The sequence below is a fragment of the Yersinia frederiksenii ATCC 33641 genome, assembly GCF_000754805.1.
GTDB classification, from domain to species: domain Bacteria; phylum Pseudomonadota; class Gammaproteobacteria; order Enterobacterales; family Enterobacteriaceae; genus Yersinia; species Yersinia frederiksenii.
In genome coordinates, this window is the sequence record NZ_KN150731.1 from 2,916,645 (window position 1) to 2,932,816 (window position 16,172).

The following is a 16,172-nucleotide window of genomic DNA, read 5'->3' on the forward strand; positions in this document are numbered from 1 at the left end:
AAACCTCACTGGCGAATAGGCAGGTAGACCGAGAATTCGGTATGTCCCGGCCAACTGTTAAATTCAATTTTACCCGAATGCTGATCGATAAGATTGCGGGCAATAGATAAGCCAAGCCCAGTCCCCCCCTCGCGACCACTGACCATCGGATAGAACACGGTATCTTGTAATTGCGTTGGCACGCCTGGGCCATCATCTTCGATATCAATTCGGGCCGCTAAACGATAGCGCATGCCATGCAGTGTTATCTGAAATGCCGTACGGGTACGAAGCGTGATGGTGCCACCGGCTTCACCCAAAGCTTGTAATGCATTGCGGGTGATATTCAGCAGCACTTGTTCAACCTGGTCTGGATCATGAGCCAGCTCAGGCAAGCTTGGGTCATAGTCACGGATTAACGTCACGTTATCCGGCTTTTCCAGAGAGACTAACTGGCAGACGCGTTCAGCAACCTGATGGATGCTTTGTGTAACATGCTGACCGGGCCGCTGTGGGCCTAATAGACGGTCAACCAAATTACGTAAACGGTCAGCCTGCTCAATAATCACTTTGGTATATTCTAGCAAGGCTGGATCGGGCAAGGCTTTTGACAATAATTGTGCGGCGCCACGTAAGCCGCCCAACGGGTTCTTTATCTCATGCGCTAATCCACGCACCAAATCACGAGCGGCAACTTGTTGTGCATGCTGCAATTGTTCTTGGCTTAACCGACGTTGATTATCCATCGGTGCCATTTCCAACAAAATAAAACCTTCCGCTAGTGACTGCGCGGTCAGCGATAAAATATGCGCCCGGCCATCAACGACCAATGTCACTTCGTTATCGGTGAAACCTTGTCCCGATCCCAGACTTTCCCTCATAAGGGCAATATTCAGGGAAAAATAACCTAATAACTCAGGTAAGGGTGTACCGAAAAGTTTACGCGAGCTTTGCGCCAGAAGTTGCTGGGCTGCGGGATTGGCATAATGAATAGCCAGTGAGTCATCCAATAGCAGAATGCTATTAATGAGAGAATTGAGGATCTGCCCAGCATCGGGCAGCGTGCCTGTTGCCATCATGCAGACTCCTGCACACTCTTGGTGCATTTATACCCATAGATGGGTACATCCTATTGATTCAACCTCAGTTGAGCCAGAGGAATTGTGACAAAAAATGAACGGTGGAGAAAAAAGCCCATCGTGAGATGGGCCAAAAGTTTCCACGGCAACAAAAAAAACGACTAATTAAAATTAAACGCTGTAATACAGTTCAAACTCGACTGGATGCGGAGTCATACGAACGCGGTCCATCTCTTCTTTACGCAAGTCGATGTAAGCATCGATTGCGTCGTCAGTAAACACACCACCACGAGTCAAGAACTCGCGGTCTTCGCTCAGAGCAGCCAGCGCTTCGTCCAGAGAACCAGCAACTTTTGGAATTTCAGCTTCTTCTTCCGGCGGCAGGTCGTACAGGTTTTTGTCCATCGCATCACCAGGGTGAATCTTGTTGATGACACCATCAAGGCCTGCCATCAGCAGTGCGGCGAAGCACAGGTATGGGTTAGCCGCTGGATCCGGGAAGCGCGCTTCAATACGACGGGCTTTCGGGCTGGCAACCACTGGGATACGGATTGAAGCTGAACGGTTACGAGCTGAGTAAGCCAGCATGACCGGTGCTTCGTAGCCTGGGACCAAGCGTTTGTAGGAGTTAGTTGTTGGGTTAGCCAAGGCATTAATGGCTTTAGCGTGCTTGATGATACCGCCGATATAGAACAGCGCCATTTCAGACAAGCCAGCGTATTTGTCGCCTGCGAACAGGTTTGTGCCATTTTTGGACAAGGACATATGGCAGTGCATGCCTGAGCCGTTGTCACCAAACATTGGTTTTGGCATAAAGGTCGCAGTTTTACCAAATGCGTGTGCCACGTTGTGCACCACATATTTGTAAATCTGAATTTCGTCAGCTTTCTTGGTCATGGTATTGAAGCGGGTTGCCACTTCGTTCTGACCTGCTGTAGCTACTTCATGGTGATGTGCTTCAACCACCAGACCCATTTCTTCCATGGTCAAACACATGGTAGAACGCAGATCCTGTGAAGAATCGACCGGAGGAACTGGGAAGTAACCGCCTTTTACTGCTGGACGGTGGCCTTTGTTGCCGCCTTCGTATTTGGTGCTGGAGTTCCATGCGCCTTCGATATCATCGATAGAGACGTGGGAACCACGGATGCTGCTACCAAAACGAACGTCGTCGAACAGGAAGAATTCTGGCTCTGGCCCAAACAATACGGTATCAGCTATGCCAGAAGATTTCAGGAAGTCTTCTGCACGCTTAGAGATAGAACGCGGGTCGCGGTCATAACCTTGCATGGTGCCTGGCTCAAGGATGTCACAACGGATAATCAGTGTGGAATCTTCGAAGAACGGATCCATAACAGCGGTGCTGGCATCTGGCATCAGGACCATGTCGGATTCGTTAATGCCTTTCCAGCCACCAATCGAGGAGCCATCAAACATTTTGCCTTCTTCGAAGAAGTCAGCGTTGACCTGATGAGCTGGGATAGTGATGTGCTGTTCTTTCCCTTTAGTATCGGTGAAGCGCAAATCAACGAATTTTACTTCGTGCTCATTCAGCATCGTCAAAACATGTTCAGCGGACATACTTATATCTCCCGGATTTGTCATAGTCGTCGTCGTGGAACGATTACCGTGTATTACTAAGGTTTATGGTGCTCTGGCATTTTTGCCGGTAAAAATTTCTTATTTCAACAACCTGTAACTTCAAAAAACCTTTTTACCTGCAAGGATGCGTCACTCAAAACAGTAAACTTGTGACTTTTTATTTCGTACTGTTATTCGTGCTGGCTATTCATGCTAAAATACATTGCGAAATCTATGCCAACTTTCCAAATCCCCCGGTTATGCCATATCATAGGGGTCTGCTGATATTCAGTATGCACCAGGATAGTCATATTGCACTATTTTGGTGCTTCATTTGCGCCGTTGGGCACTGTATTGGTGCAAAAAGGGGCCGAGAGGCTATTTTTGCACCGTGAAAGGGATCACAAACTAACCGCCGTTAGGTTGTTTATAAGAGAAGTTTGTGATCTTGTTTAGTCCCTCGCTTAATACGTGTACAATAGCGCGCTATTTCTAAATGCCTGAGGCAAAAAAGCTGTGATCGAGAATCTGCGTAACATCGCCATTATTGCGCACGTTGACCATGGGAAAACTACCCTGGTTGATAAGTTGCTACAACAATCTGGTACTTTCGGTGAACGTACTGAAGCAACTGAACGTGTAATGGACTCCAACGATTTGGAGAAAGAGCGTGGGATAACCATCCTCGCAAAAAATACCGCCATTAATTGGAAAGACTACCGCATCAACATCGTGGATACCCCAGGACACGCCGATTTCGGCGGTGAGGTTGAGCGTGTAATGTCTATGGTTGACTCTGTGCTGTTAGTCGTCGATGCAATGGATGGCCCGATGCCGCAGACCCGTTTCGTGACCAAAAAAGCTTTTGCTAATGGTCTGAAACCAATCGTGGTAATCAACAAAGTTGACCGTCCGGGCGCACGTCCTGACTGGGTTGTGGATCAGGTATTCGACCTGTTCGTCAACTTGGATGCCACTGACGAACAACTGGACTTCCCAATCATCTATGCATCTGCATTGTTGGGTATTGCTGGTGAAGACCACAATAATATGGCGGAAGATATGACTCCGCTGTATCAAGCGATTGTTGATCATGTATCTGCGCCACAAGTTGAGCTGGAAGCACCATTCCAGATGCAAATCTCTCAGCTGGATTACAACAACTATGTTGGTGTTATCGGCATCGGTCGTATCAAACGCGGTAAAGTTAAGCCAAACCAGCAAGTAACTATCATTGATAGCGAAGGCAAAACGCGTAACGGTAAAGTTGGTAAAGTTCTGACTCATATGGGTCTGGAACGTATAGAAGCCACTGTTGCTGAAGCTGGCGATATCGTTGCAATCACCGGTCTGGGCGAGTTGAACATCTCTGACACTGTGTGTGACGTGAACGCTGTTGAAGCGCTGCCAGCACTGTCTGTTGATGAACCAACTGTAACCATGTACTTCTGCGTTAATACCTCTCCATTCTGTGGTAAAGAAGGTAAGTATGTGACTTCGCGTCAGATTCTTGACCGTCTGAACAAAGAGTTGGTTCATAACGTAGCATTGCGTGTTGAAGAAACTGAAGATTCTGATGCATTCCGTGTTTCAGGCCGTGGTGAGCTTCACTTGTCGGTTCTGATCGAAAACATGCGTCGTGAAGGTTTCGAGTTGGCTGTATCTCGTCCTAAAGTTATTAACCGTGTTATCGACGGTCGCAATCAAGAACCATTTGAAAGCGTAACTCTGGATATCGAAGAGCAGCACCAGGGCGCAGTAATGCAAGCCATGGGTGAGCGTAAAGGTGATGTGAAGGACATGGTTCCAGACGGCAAAGGTCGTATTCGTCTGGATTATATGATCCCAAGCCGTGGCTTGATTGGCTTCCGTACTGAATTCATGACCATGACTTCTGGTACTGGCCTGCTGTACTCCACATTCAGTCACTATGATGATGTGCGTCCAGGCGATATCGGCCAACGTCAAAACGGCGTACTGATCTCTAACGGTCAGGGTAAAGCTGTTGCGTTCGCATTGTTCAAACTGCAAGACCGCGGCAAGCTGTTCATCGGTCATGGTACTGAAGTGTATGAAGGCCAGATTATCGGTATTCACTCACGTTCTAACGACCTGACTGTAAACTGCCTGACAGGTAAGCAACTGACCAACATGCGTGCATCGGGTACTGACGAAGCTACCACTCTGGTTCCTTTCCTGAAGAAAACTCTGGAACAGGCTCTGGAATTCATCGATGACGATGAATTGGTAGAAGTTACCCCGTTATCGATCCGTATCCGTAAGCGTCATTTGACGGAAAACGATCGTAAGCGTGCAGGTCGTGGTCCTAAAGAAGGTTAATTCTTCTTAGTTCTGCTGATACTTAGGGCGCTCAAGGCGCCCTGAGTTCTTTTATCCCCCTCGTCCTTGAAATTGCTGCTGTGTTAGTGGCTCTACCTCTTACTACCTTGCTACAACTCCAATGTCTTTGGGGATACTTTCTTTTTTTGTCATCATGCTATAAAAATTATTTTTTCTGACTAACCCCTCCTTTTTCTTCCTCTCTCTGTTCAGTTTTCTCTTTTCCCGTTACAGTGAAACTCACCATCTAATTGGGAGAGCGCTATGCTGTATATCTTTGATCTAGGGAATGTGATTGTTGATATCGACTTCAAACGTGTGTTGGGCGTCTGGAGTAAATTAAGCAGTGTACCTTTGGCTACACTGAGTGAGCGCTTTACGATGGGGGAGGTCTTCCAGCAGCATGAGCGCGGCGAAATTAGCGATGAAGACTTTGCTCGCCAACTCAGTGATGAGATGGGGCTGTCTTTAAGTTTTGAACAGTTTGCTGAAGGCTGGCAGGCGGTATTTGTCGCTTTACGCCCAGAAGTGATCACGATAATGCAAAGGTTGCGTAAGGAAGGGCATCGAGTCGTGGTGCTATCCAATACAAACCGGCTTCATTGTAATCATTGGCCACAGCACTACCCGGAAGTTGCCGCTGCCGCTGACCATCTGTATTTGTCTCAGGACTTGGGGATGCGCAAGCCAGAGGCCCGAATTTATCAACATGTGCTGAGTGCAGAAAACATCCCGGCGGAACAAGCCGTGTTCTTTGATGATGTTGAGGCAAATATTGTCGCAGCCAGAATCGAGGGTATTACAGCCATCCATGTCACTGACCGAAAGGTTATCCCTGCTTATTTTCCCTGATAAGTTCTTACTTACGTCTTTTATGAGTTATACCCAAAGTACTTGGAGTTGTAGGCAGCCACTAAGTAAGTCCCGATGAGCATCACGACAAACAGTAAGCAATTCGGATGAGTGAGCGCAGCTAACACCGCTACAACTTCAAGTCAGAAGGAATAGCCATAGAGCCGCGAACCTTTATCACGCGGGCTTCAGAAACGTGTCTAACTGTGTTGACTGAGAGATGAACATGGCGAGTTTTCTGCGATCTCCACCGTTTAAACCCTGCGTCACCTTTGGGCGCATGCTTTATAACCGGATAGAGAAAGATGGGTTAACAATGCTAGCCGGGCATTTGGCCTATGTATCATTGCTATCTCTGGTGCCATTGATCACCGTTATTTTTGCTCTATTCGCTGCTTTTCCGATGTTTGCCGATATCAGCATAAAATTGAAAGCCTTCATATTTGCCAATTTTATGCCAGCTACCGGTGACATTATCCAAAACTATCTGGAGCAGTTTGTCGCCAACTCAAATCGGATGACAGTGGTGGGCACCTGCGGTTTGATTGTCACCGCACTTCTGCTGATTTACTCAGTAGACAGTGTACTCAACACGATTTGGCGCAGTAAAACCCCGCGCTCACTGGTATTTTCATTCGCGGTTTATTGGATGGTACTCACCCTTGGGCCCATTCTGGTGGGAGCCAGTATGGTTATCAGCTCATATCTATTGTCGCTACAGTGGCTGGCAAATGCTCAAGTAGACAGCATGATTGATGAAGTATTACGGCTATTTCCGTTACTGATCTCCTGGGTTTCGTTTTGGTTACTGTACAGTGTGGTGCCAACGGTCAGAGTACCCGCCAGAGATGCCATCATCGGTGCGTTGGTCGCAGCACTGCTTTTTGAGTTAGGTAAGAAAGGATTCACGATGTATATCACGCTGTTTCCCTCTTATCAGTTGATCTACGGGGTGCTGGCGGTTATCCCCATTTTATTCCTCTGGGTTTACTGGAGTTGGTGCATAGTATTGCTGGGGGCAGAAATCACGGTCACCTTGGGTGAATATCGTGCTCAGCGCCATATCACTAGCATTGAGGAAAGCCAGAGTCAGGAGATGTAAGGCATTATGATTGCGTTGATTCAACGGGCGCTTAGCGCCAATGTCGTAGTCGATGGGAGTGTTGTAGGTGAGATTGGCCCTGGGTTGTTGATATTACTCGGTGTGGAACAAGGGGATACCGAACAAAAAGCACAGCGTTTATGTGAGCGAGTGTTGGGGTATCGGATTTTTGGCGATGAAAACGACAAAATGAACCTCAACGTTCAGCAGGCTGGGGGCAGTGTGCTGGTGGTTTCGCAGTTTACATTGGTTGCCGATACTCAAAAGGGCATGAGACCGAGCTTTTCCCGTGGGGCGGTTCCTGCAGAAGCTGACCGGTTTTATCAGTATTTTGTTGCTCAGTGTCGTGAGCGTGGTGTAAAAACTGAAACGGGGTTATTTGCCGCAGATATGAAAGTCAGTCTGGTGAACGATGGCCCAGTGACTTTCTGGTTGCAAGTTTAGATGCCAAATATTGCCTCAGGATTGAGGGCTATGACATAGATTTTATTGATGATTTTAAAGAGAGAATGCTCCTATGTATCACTTGCGTGTGCCCATAACAGAACAAGAACTCAAAGATTATTATCAATTCCGTTGGGAAATGTTACGCAAGCCGTTGCACCAACCGGTTGGTTCTGAAAAAGATGCCTATGACGTGATGGCCCACCATCAAATGGTGGTGGATGAGCAGGGTAAACCTGTCGCTATTGGTCGATTGTATATCAATGCTGATAATGAGGCCGCTATTCGTTTTCTGGCCGTCGATCCGTCAGTTCGCGCCAAAGGTTTAGGGACGCTGGTGGCAATGACGTTAGAGTCGGTCGCACGTCAAGAGGGGGTAAAGCGGGTCGTCTGTAGTGCTCGTGAAGATGCGGTCGACTTCTTTGCTAAGCTGGGTTTTGTGAGTCAGGGAGAAATCACTGCTCCGCAAACTACACCAGTGCGCCACTTCTTAATGATCAAACCGGTTGTGACCATGGATGATATCCTGCATCGTCCTGATTGGTGCGCCCAGTTACAGCAAGCTTGGTATGATCATATTCCGCTCAGTGAAAAAATGGGGGTGCGCATCAGCCAATACACTGGCCAACGGTTTGTCACGACGATGCCGGAAGCAGGTAATCAGAATCCTCATCATACCTTATTTGCCGGTAGTCTCTTCTCTCTGGCGACTTTGACAGGCTGGGGGCTCATTTGGTTGTTACTACGTGAGCGCCATCTTGGCGGCACGATAATCCTCGCTGATGCCCACATTCGCTATAGTGCACCCGTTACCGGGCGGCCAAGAGCCGTTGCTGAGTTAAGTTCCCTAAGTGGAGATTTGGATAGATTGGCGCGCGGCCGCCGTGCCAGAGTACAATTAGACGTCAATTTATTCGGTGATGAAAATGCTGGGGCTGTATTTTCTGGGACTTACATGGTGTTGCCTGTCAACGGTAGGAATGATGGCGTTAACTGATTTTTATACAGGCCCGTTTACTAATAACAGATAAGCGGGTATTTAGTTTCTATCTGTCACTGTACTATTAAACAGAGTTCTGTCAGGGCTCTGAGTATAATATCAGTTTAATATTTATTTTCCGTATTGGGCTAAATAAAAAATACGAAATTATTGAGAAATAAACCTATAAAAGCATTTTATAAATTGGGACATCACAATGTACCATTACTGATTACCCTGAATGGCTATCAGAGAAAAAATGCATCTCTCATCAAAGTACCTCTTATAAAAAAGTGATATTTTATTTCTTAAAAATCCTTGTAATCAGAATGCCACTATTTAATTTTATAGTGGTAGTTTTCAATTAATTTTTTAAATGATTTATACAATAGTCTGAAAAGTAAATAGAGTAAATAATACACTAGACGCTGGAAGGGGATCGTTATTTAATGACTCAATAATCATTGTTAACTGCGGTTCGATATTAATTATTAAAACCTAATGATTATTATATTACTTGCTATTATAAAGCATAGGAGTAAATAAGATGAACAAAGACTGGCATAGACAAGAAATTTTGGCGGCTATACGGAAGAAGAAAGGCTCTCTTTCAGCTTTATCAAGAGAAAGTGGGCTCTCACCAGGGACACTGTCTAATGCATTGACACGCCCGTGGCCAAAGGGTGAAATGATTATAGCGGAAGCTATTGGGATATCCCCTCAAGAGATATGGCCCAGCAGATTTATAGATTATAGCGGGTGTACCATTATTAGAAGGATAAGGAAAAACTAAATTCAGGAGGAAAGTATAATGGGGAAATCACTGTTAGACTCATTTAAAATGTTAATCCCCTTTTGGGAGAACAGCTCTGAATCTTGGGGGGTAAAAGATAACAAATCAATATTTGTCTATGCAAACGATAGATTTGGTGAGTTACTAGGTTTACCAGATGAATATAATGTGGAAGGGAGATTAGATGGGGAACTTCCCGCTCCTACTGCAGAGTTTCAGGCTGAGTTTCAGGAGCATGATCGCCAGGCTATATTATCACAAGAACGCGCAACAACGATTGAAATACATGCCTTTGAACGGCGTTCTTATTTTCAACCTTACTTTTGTGATAAATACCCATTAATAGATGAGAATGGGACAGCTCAAGGGCTTATTTTTCATGCCAGGCCTGTACAAGATATAATATTAACCCATTTGAATAAAATAAAAGTCCCGACATCGCTTATATTCACTCCTCCATCAGAGTCATTCTCTAAAAGGGAGTGGGAAGTGCTATTTTATATTTTACATTCATTTTCAAGTAGTGAGATTGCTAAGAAACTCCATCTTTCATCACGAACTGTTTGTAATATTACTCAAAAAATCTACAGCAAAGCAGGTGTTACTAGCAAACGCCAGATAGTGGAATATTGTTATGAGAAGAAAATTAATAATTATGTACCACAAAGCTTCTTTGAATATTCAGGCTCTTTTCCACTTGTGCAGTCATAAGGAGTTGTCAGTTTAATAGGGACATAGTGATGAAAAAAATAGCGATTGATTCATTTGATGTATTAATACGATTTTGGGAGCATAGCTCTGAACCTTGGGGGATAAAAGATAATCAATCAAAGTTTATCTATGCTAATAATCGATTTAATAAACTACTAGACTTACCTGATAAATATAATGTTGAGGGACGTTCAGATGGTGAACTTCCTACACCCATATCTGAATTTGAGGTAGAATTTCAGGAGCATGACCGTAAAGTTGAACTACTACAGGATCGTATCACATCTGTTGAGGTACATGAGTGGGATGGTCTTTCATATTTTAAACCTAATTTTTGTGATAAGTACCCATTAATAGATGAGAATGGTATCTCTCAAGGGGTTATTTTCCATGTAAGGCCAGTGGAAGATATAATATTAACCCATTTAAATAAAATAAAAATCCCCACATCACTGATATTCAGCCCACCATCTGATTTATTTACTAAAAGAGAGTGGGAAGTACTATTTTATATATTACATGCATTTTCAAGTGGTGAGATTGCTAAAAAACTCCATTTATCATCCCGAACAATCAATAATGTTATCCAGAGTATATATAAAAAATCTGATGTTACCAACAAACAGCAGGTTATAGAGTATTGCTATGAAAAGAAGATCCATAATTATGTACCACAGAGCTTCTTCGAATACTCAGGGTCTTTTCCTCTGAGATAGGATAAGGCATAACTTATTTTAGGAGAGAAACAGAGATGGATAAATCACTGTTAAACTCACTAGAACCATTAATACGGTTTTGGGAGCACAGTTCTGAACCTTGGGGGATAAGAGATAATCAGTCAAGATTTGTTTATTCAAATAAGGAGAACAATAAATTAATGGGGTTACCTGATAAGTATAATGTGGAGGGGCAGTTAGATGGGGAACTTCCTACTCTAATATCAGAGTTTCAAGCTGAATTTCAAGCGCATGACCGTAAAGTTGAGTTATCACAAGATCGGATAACCTCGGCGGAAATACATAAATGGTATAGACGATCCTATTTTCAGCCTAAATTTTGTGATAAGTATCCATTAATAGATGAGAATGGTATCTCTCAAGGGGTTATTTTCCATGTAAGGCCAGTGGAAGATATAATATTAACCCATTTAAATAAAATAAAAATCCCCACATCACTGATATTCACTCCACCATCTGATTTGTTCACCAAAAGAGAGTGGGAGGTGTTATTTTATATTTTACATGCATTTTCAAGTAATGAAATTGCTGAAAAACTTCATCTATCACGACGAACGGTGAATAATGTCATCCAGAATATATATAGAAAATCCGGTGTTACCAGCAAAAAGCAGATTATAGAGTATTGCTATGAAAAGAAGATCCATAATTATGTTCCACAGAGCTTCTTTGAATACTTGGGGTCTTTTCCACTAATGTAAGATAAGATCTAATTAAAATAGAGAGGACATGGTGATGGATAAAAAAATATTCAAATCACTAAAGTTATTAATACCATTTTGGGAGCGCAGTTCAGAGCCTTGGGCTGTAAAAGATAGTCAATCAAGATTTGTTTATGCAAACCTCAGAGTTAATAAATTATTCAATTTACCCGATAAATATAATATAGAAGGACGACTTGATGGCGAAATTCCCACTCCAGCAGCAGAATTTCAGGAGGAATTTCAGAGGCAAGACCGCAAAGTTGTTTTATTACAAGATCGTGTCACATCTGTTGATATACAGTTATATGATGGGGTTTCATATTTCACTCCTTATTTCTGTGATAAATTTCCATTAATAGATGAGAATGGTGTGTCTCAGGGTATTATTTGGCATGGTAGTCCTGTGACAGACACAATATTATCACGCCTAAATAAAATAAAAGTTCCCACATCCCTGATGTTTACCCCTCCATCTGATTTATTCTCTAAAAGAGAGTGGGAGGTGCTTTTTTATATTTTACATGCGTTCTCAAGCCGCGAGATTGCCAAAAGGCTCCAATTATCATCGGGGAGTGTGAACAATATTATTCAAAAAATCTATAGTAAAGCTGGCGTAACTAATAGGCGGCAAGCGGTAGAGTACTGTTATGAAAATAAAATAGATAATTATGTTCCTCAAAGCTTCTTCGAGTACTCAGGGTCCTTCCCACTTATGTAGTTGTAAGGAATCGGTAAAATTAAAAGGGAGGCGGTGATGGATGAAACACTATTCAACTCACTGAAGTTATTAATACCATTTTGGGAGCGCAGCGCAGAACCTTGGGGCGCAAGAGATAATCAATCTAGATTTATTTATGCAAATCCTAGGTATCATAAATTATTGTCTCTACCCAATAAGTACAGCTTGGAAGGGCGAGTCGATGGTGATGTTCCTTCACCCACCTCAGAGTTTCAGACTGAGTGGCAGGAACATGACCGTCAGGTGGAACTATTACAAGACCGGGTGACAACAATTGAAATACATACATGGGATGGGAATTCATATTTTCAGCCCTATTTCAGTGAAAAATTTCCATTAATAGATCAAAATGGGATCTCTCAGGGAGTTATTTTTCATGGTAGGCCAGTCAATGATCTTGTGTTAACCCGCTTAACTAAAATAAAAGTTCCCACATCCCTGATGTTTACCCCACCATCTGATTTGTTCATCAAAAGAGAGTGGGAGGTGTTATTTTATATTTTACATGCATTTTCAAGTAATGAAATTGCTGAAAAACTTCATCTATCACGACGAACGGTGAATAATGTCATCCAGAATATATATAGAAAATCCGGTGTTACCAGCAAAAAGCAGATTATAGAATATTGTTATGAAAACAAGATCCATAATTATGTTCCCCAAAGCTTCTTTGAATACTCTGGGTCCTTCCCACTTATGTAGGATCTTTTATGCCGATTGCGGTCACTCTTTCATGCAATCGGCGGTTTTATTCAATGTGACATGAAAATCAAGATACTCTGTATGCCTCTTTATTGCCCCGTAACGGCGTGCACCTCACCATGCTGCATAGTTTGATTAACTTGCTGCCCGTGGCTGTCAGTCGCGTGTAGAGAGCCACTCACGGTAGGTTTTAATGCGAGTTCTGCTGCCAGACGAGCTTTTATCTGTAATTTCAGATTACCTAGCCCTTGCAGAGGTAATGCTGGCCACCCCCAATTTTGTAAGATATCGAGATCAACAGAACGGCCAGTCAACACTAAAGATAGGTCTCGGTCGGGTGTTTGATCAATGCTGGCGGTAGCCTCCAATAACCCCTCTTTAGTGAAAGCACTTAAATCACTAAATGTTATTTGTTGTTCATTAGCGTTCAGAGCGAGCGATGGGCGACGAACATCGTTTTTGTTAAAAGTCGCATTTCCGGCATTCAACATCAATGAACCAGACCACACTCCCCACTGATGATTTTTGGCCAGCAGCAAGTTAGTCCCAGCGGCGTCCAGCGACGTAATCTGGAATGGAAAGTCAGGGCTAATATCAATCAACAAGTTACGATTAGCATTCAACTTGCCGACATACACTTCTGACAGCCAGTGAGGCAGAGTCTGTTGCCATTGCTGCTTCCAATCGGCAGGTAGGGTATAAACCAACGCCACGAGGGTTAGCTCATCTAGCTGTAAGCGGCCAGTATTGCGTGCCCAACTGCCTTGAGTTCTTAATAGGCCGTCTTGCCAACGAGTGGAAAACTGGCTAATGGCAACACCTGTAGGCGATAAGATAAATGTCGCGATCGGGTCGATAAGATGAATATTACCTTTAACAATATCGCCAGCATTGAAGGACAGCTCCCCATCATCACTTTGCCAGTCACCTTGCTTAAACGTGATATTTCTTAGTGTCAGGTCTAAATCATTAAAGGCCCAGTTTTTCCCTTCGACACGAGCATCAATTAAATCAAAGCGTTTTAACGTAATGGGGGGAAGCTGCAAATAAGTATTCCAGACATCTTCTAGTGATGCTGGTGTTTGCAAACGAATATTACTTAAGCGCATGCGATCAACCAACCAACTGCCGTCGGCGGCTTGACTGGCATTACCCGTGAGTTCGCCCTGCGCGATATCTGCGCCGAAATTATTCAGCGTAAGTGCATTTTTCTGTATTGAGCCTTGCAGATAAAGTTTCTGAGCGGTGATGCCATTAATGGTCAACGAACCCGCACTAAACTGGAATTGGGCATTTTCACCCAGACTGTTGCCCGGTAGTGGCAGCCAAGGGACTAGGCCGCCATTGACTTGCTGACCGGTAACTTTCCACTGACCTGTTGCACTTTTGGGCTCAATAGTGGTGTTCAGCGCCATATTGGTCAGTTGTAAGGTATCGGCCTGCAAAGGTAATGGCGAGGTGCTGTTATTGAGAGTTAAATTACCATTTTGCAGAGTAAGGCTGAGAAGATGGTGCGGCTCTGTCAGCTGCCGCCAACTCAGACCAAACAGGACCTGCTGGGCGGTCAGTAATGGCGGCTGATTCGCGCGGCCCAGTGTGACATCAGTAAAACTGATTTGCCCGGGTTGTGACCATGAGTGATCTATTTTCCCCAGAGAGAGGCGATATTCGCTGTTATCACTGACCCAACGGCTTAACCAGCCGGCAGCCCAACTGGTCTGGAGCAATACGTAACACAGCACTACAGACAGCACCAGTAGCAATAATAACGTTAGCAGCACTTTCCCGAGAAATTTCATCCGGTTTTTCCACGCCTATCGGTATACGGAACCCTGTTTATGCCGCAAATTGTCCATTAGCTCAATAGACAATCAGTTATCGAAGCATAAAAAAATGGCCGGTATCGTTTACGACCGGCCATTTCTGTGACGTGTTAGTGAAAAGATTATTTTTCTTGTGGGAAGAGGAGGTTAAGTACAATGGCCGTAATACCACCGGCGGCAATCCCTGAGGAAAGTAAAGTTTTCACCCAGTCAGGTGCAAATTGCAGAATCAAGGGTTGCTGTGCTACACCCATACCTACTGCTAATGATAATGCCATAATCATAATTGCGCGGCGGTTAAGAGTTTCGCGTGACACAATACGCACGCCGGAGGCAGCAATGGTGCCGAACATCACGAGGGTTGCTCCACCCAGAACTGGTTCAGGGATGTGTTGCACAAATCCAGCTACCGCGGGGAATAGACCCAGAACAATCAGCATCAGTGCCACAACAAAACCAACATAGCGGCTGGCAACACCGGTCAACTGGATCACGCCGTTGTTCTGACCGAAACAAGAGTTAGGGAAGGTGTTGAACACGGCTGATAGCATGGAGTTCAAACCATTCGCTAATACGCCGCCCTTCAGGCGTTTCATATACAACGGGCCATGAACAGGCTGTTCTGACACATCTGAGGTTGCTGTGATGTCGCCAATGGTTTCAAGCGAGGTAACCATAAAGATAAGCATCAATGGCACCAGTAGATTCCAATCAAAAGACAAACCATAGTATAGCGGCGTGGGAATGGTAATTAGGGCTGTATCGACGACCGGGCGGCTTTCCGGCAACATACCCAGCGTCCAGGCCAGCAGATAACCTACCGCCATAGCGATAACCAGAGAAGCGACGCGCAGATACGGGTTGCGCTGGCGGTTGAGTAAAATAATGACTAACAGTACTGAACCGGCTAATAACAGGTTCTTCGGTGAGCCAAAGGTATGGTCGCTCATTGCGCCATAACCGCCACCAATAGATGTCAGCCCAACCTGAATCAATGATAACCCGATAATCATCACCACAATCCCGGATACTAGTGGTGTAATAATGCGGCGTGCCAGATGTAGGAAGCGGGAGAGTATAATTTCAGTACAGGATGCGACCATCAAAGTACCGAACAGTGCTGCCATCATGGTAGGGATATCCGCCCCACCATTCTTCAGCGCCAGTCCACCCATAATCAGTGGAGAAACAAAGTTAAAACTGGTGCCTTGAATCGATAACAGACCGGAGCCCACCGGCCCCCAAGTTTTAATTTGCAGCAGTGATGCCAAACCAGATGCAAACAGCGACATGCTGATAATGCGTTGGGTATCTTCCGCCGGTAATCCCAATGCCTGACAAATCAACAGGCCAGGGGTTATTACCGCAACAAACATGGCCAATAAGTGTTGGCATGCAGCAAACAGTGTTTGGGCGATGGGTGGGCGGTCTTCTAAACGATAAATGAGTTCGCTGGGGCGAGTTGTTGCCTGCTGTGGTACATCAAGTTCGACGGATTGCGTAGACATGGAGTGGCATTCCCGGATCGGCAAAGAGGGCATTTTAATGATCCGCCTCACAAAAGCAATCGGTTGCGCCGTATTTTTATAAATATTCTTATCGGGTGC

The 16,172-nt window shown here is 44.6% G+C and carries 15 protein-coding genes; 11 read left to right on the top strand and 4 right to left on the bottom strand.

Annotation, left to right across the window (positions count from 1 at the left end):
- Positions 1-5 precede the first annotated feature (5 nt).
- Entirely contained in the window at positions 6-1,055 is a 1,050-nt protein-coding gene (gene glnL / locus DJ58_RS08880) for a nitrogen regulation protein NR(II) (protein WP_032912147.1), read from the bottom strand.
- A gap of 174 nt (positions 1,056-1,229) precedes the next feature.
- Positions 1,230-2,639, bottom strand: coding sequence for a glutamate--ammonia ligase (gene glnA / locus DJ58_RS08875; RefSeq protein WP_004712546.1), 1,410 nt, complete (start codon positions 2,637-2,639; stop codon positions 1,230-1,232).
- A 516-nt stretch (positions 2,640-3,155) separates the two neighbouring features.
- Between glnA and typA the strand changes: the two genes are divergently transcribed.
- From typA to DJ58_RS08820, 11 genes are all read left to right on the top strand, one after another.
- Positions 3,156-4,979 carry a ribosome-dependent GTPase TypA gene (gene typA, locus DJ58_RS08870; RefSeq protein WP_004712547.1) on the top strand — a complete coding sequence of 608 codons (1,824 nt, stop codon included), beginning with the start codon at positions 3,156-3,158 and terminating at the stop codon, positions 4,977-4,979.
- A gap of 264 nt (positions 4,980-5,243) precedes the next feature.
- Positions 5,244-5,831 carry a glucose-1-phosphatase gene (yihX, locus tag DJ58_RS08865; protein ID WP_004712548.1) on the top strand — a complete coding sequence of 196 codons (588 nt, stop codon included), beginning with the start codon at positions 5,244-5,246 and terminating at the stop codon, positions 5,829-5,831.
- Between the two features lie 226 nt (positions 5,832-6,057).
- Positions 6,058-6,933 (top strand): virulence factor BrkB family protein, encoded by an 876-nt coding sequence (locus DJ58_RS08860; RefSeq protein ID WP_032912143.1) that lies wholly within the window; start codon positions 6,058-6,060, stop codon positions 6,931-6,933.
- Between the two features lie 6 nt (positions 6,934-6,939).
- Positions 6,940-7,377, top strand: a complete 438-nt coding sequence (dtd, locus tag DJ58_RS08855) for a D-aminoacyl-tRNA deacylase (protein WP_004712550.1) — start codon at positions 6,940-6,942, stop codon at positions 7,375-7,377.
- Positions 7,378-7,450: 73 nt separating this feature from the next.
- Positions 7,451-8,374: a fatty acid biosynthesis protein FabY gene (gene fabY, locus DJ58_RS08850; protein ID WP_004712551.1), complete on the top strand. Its 924-nt coding sequence runs from the start codon at positions 7,451-7,453 to the stop codon at positions 8,372-8,374.
- Positions 8,375-8,903: 529 nt separating this feature from the next.
- Positions 8,904-9,149, top strand: a complete 246-nt coding sequence (locus DJ58_RS08845; RefSeq protein ID WP_032912145.1) for a helix-turn-helix domain-containing protein — start codon at positions 8,904-8,906, stop codon at positions 9,147-9,149.
- Positions 9,150-9,167: 18 nt separating this feature from the next.
- Complete coding sequence (locus tag DJ58_RS08840; RefSeq protein ID WP_004712552.1) at positions 9,168-9,860, top strand: helix-turn-helix transcriptional regulator; 693 nt, start codon at positions 9,168-9,170, stop codon at positions 9,858-9,860.
- A 29-nt stretch (positions 9,861-9,889) separates the two neighbouring features.
- Positions 9,890-10,576 carry a helix-turn-helix transcriptional regulator gene (locus DJ58_RS08835; RefSeq protein WP_032913253.1) on the top strand — a complete coding sequence of 229 codons (687 nt, stop codon included), beginning with the start codon at positions 9,890-9,892 and terminating at the stop codon, positions 10,574-10,576.
- A 35-nt stretch (positions 10,577-10,611) separates the two neighbouring features.
- Positions 10,612-11,298: a helix-turn-helix transcriptional regulator gene (locus DJ58_RS08830; RefSeq protein WP_032913254.1), complete on the top strand. Its 687-nt coding sequence runs from the start codon at positions 10,612-10,614 to the stop codon at positions 11,296-11,298.
- A 28-nt stretch (positions 11,299-11,326) separates the two neighbouring features.
- Positions 11,327-12,019, top strand: a complete 693-nt coding sequence (locus DJ58_RS08825) for a helix-turn-helix transcriptional regulator (protein ID WP_004712776.1) — start codon at positions 11,327-11,329, stop codon at positions 12,017-12,019.
- A gap of 36 nt (positions 12,020-12,055) precedes the next feature.
- Positions 12,056-12,742, top strand: a complete 687-nt coding sequence (locus tag DJ58_RS08820) for a helix-turn-helix transcriptional regulator (RefSeq protein ID WP_032913255.1) — start codon at positions 12,056-12,058, stop codon at positions 12,740-12,742.
- Between the two features lie 89 nt (positions 12,743-12,831).
- Here DJ58_RS08820 and DJ58_RS08815 read toward each other — a convergent pair whose 3' ends face one another.
- The gene (locus DJ58_RS08815; protein ID WP_004710416.1) at positions 12,832-14,541 is read right to left on the bottom strand and encodes an AsmA family protein; all 1,710 of its coding nucleotides are present in this window, start codon (positions 14,539-14,541) and stop codon (positions 12,832-12,834) included.
- A 146-nt stretch (positions 14,542-14,687) separates the two neighbouring features.
- Positions 14,688-16,073, bottom strand: a complete 1,386-nt coding sequence (locus DJ58_RS08810; RefSeq protein ID WP_004710418.1) for a uracil-xanthine permease family protein — start codon at positions 16,071-16,073, stop codon at positions 14,688-14,690.
- Between the last annotated feature and the right edge of the window lie 99 nt (positions 16,074-16,172).

Excerpts from the sequence above, each read along its gene's own strand:
- glnL (WP_032912147.1), bottom strand. The coding sequence starts at position 1,055 with ATGGCAACAGGCACGCTGCCCGATGCTGGGCAGATCCTCAATTCTCTC.
- glnA (WP_004712546.1), bottom strand. The coding sequence starts at position 2,639 with ATGTCCGCTGAACATGTTTTGACGATGCTGAATGAGCACGAAGTAAAA.
- yihX (WP_004712548.1), top strand. The coding sequence starts at position 5,244 with ATGCTGTATATCTTTGATCTAGGGAATGTGATTGTTGATATCGACTTC.
- DJ58_RS08860 (WP_032912143.1), top strand. The coding sequence starts at position 6,058 with ATGGCGAGTTTTCTGCGATCTCCACCGTTTAAACCCTGCGTCACCTTT.
- dtd (WP_004712550.1), top strand. The coding sequence starts at position 6,940 with ATGATTGCGTTGATTCAACGGGCGCTTAGCGCCAATGTCGTAGTCGAT.
- fabY (WP_004712551.1), top strand. The coding sequence starts at position 7,451 with ATGTATCACTTGCGTGTGCCCATAACAGAACAAGAACTCAAAGATTAT.
- DJ58_RS08845 (WP_032912145.1), top strand. The coding sequence starts at position 8,904 with ATGAACAAAGACTGGCATAGACAAGAAATTTTGGCGGCTATACGGAAG.
- DJ58_RS08840 (WP_004712552.1), top strand. The coding sequence starts at position 9,168 with ATGGGGAAATCACTGTTAGACTCATTTAAAATGTTAATCCCCTTTTGG.
- DJ58_RS08835 (WP_032913253.1), top strand. The coding sequence starts at position 9,890 with ATGAAAAAAATAGCGATTGATTCATTTGATGTATTAATACGATTTTGG.
- DJ58_RS08830 (WP_032913254.1), top strand. The coding sequence starts at position 10,612 with ATGGATAAATCACTGTTAAACTCACTAGAACCATTAATACGGTTTTGG.
- DJ58_RS08825 (WP_004712776.1), top strand. The coding sequence starts at position 11,327 with ATGGTGATGGATAAAAAAATATTCAAATCACTAAAGTTATTAATACCA.
- DJ58_RS08820 (WP_032913255.1), top strand. The coding sequence starts at position 12,056 with ATGGATGAAACACTATTCAACTCACTGAAGTTATTAATACCATTTTGG.
- DJ58_RS08815 (WP_004710416.1), bottom strand. The coding sequence starts at position 14,541 with ATGAAATTTCTCGGGAAAGTGCTGCTAACGTTATTATTGCTACTGGTG.
- DJ58_RS08810 (WP_004710418.1), bottom strand. The coding sequence starts at position 16,073 with ATGTCTACGCAATCCGTCGAACTTGATGTACCACAGCAGGCAACAACT.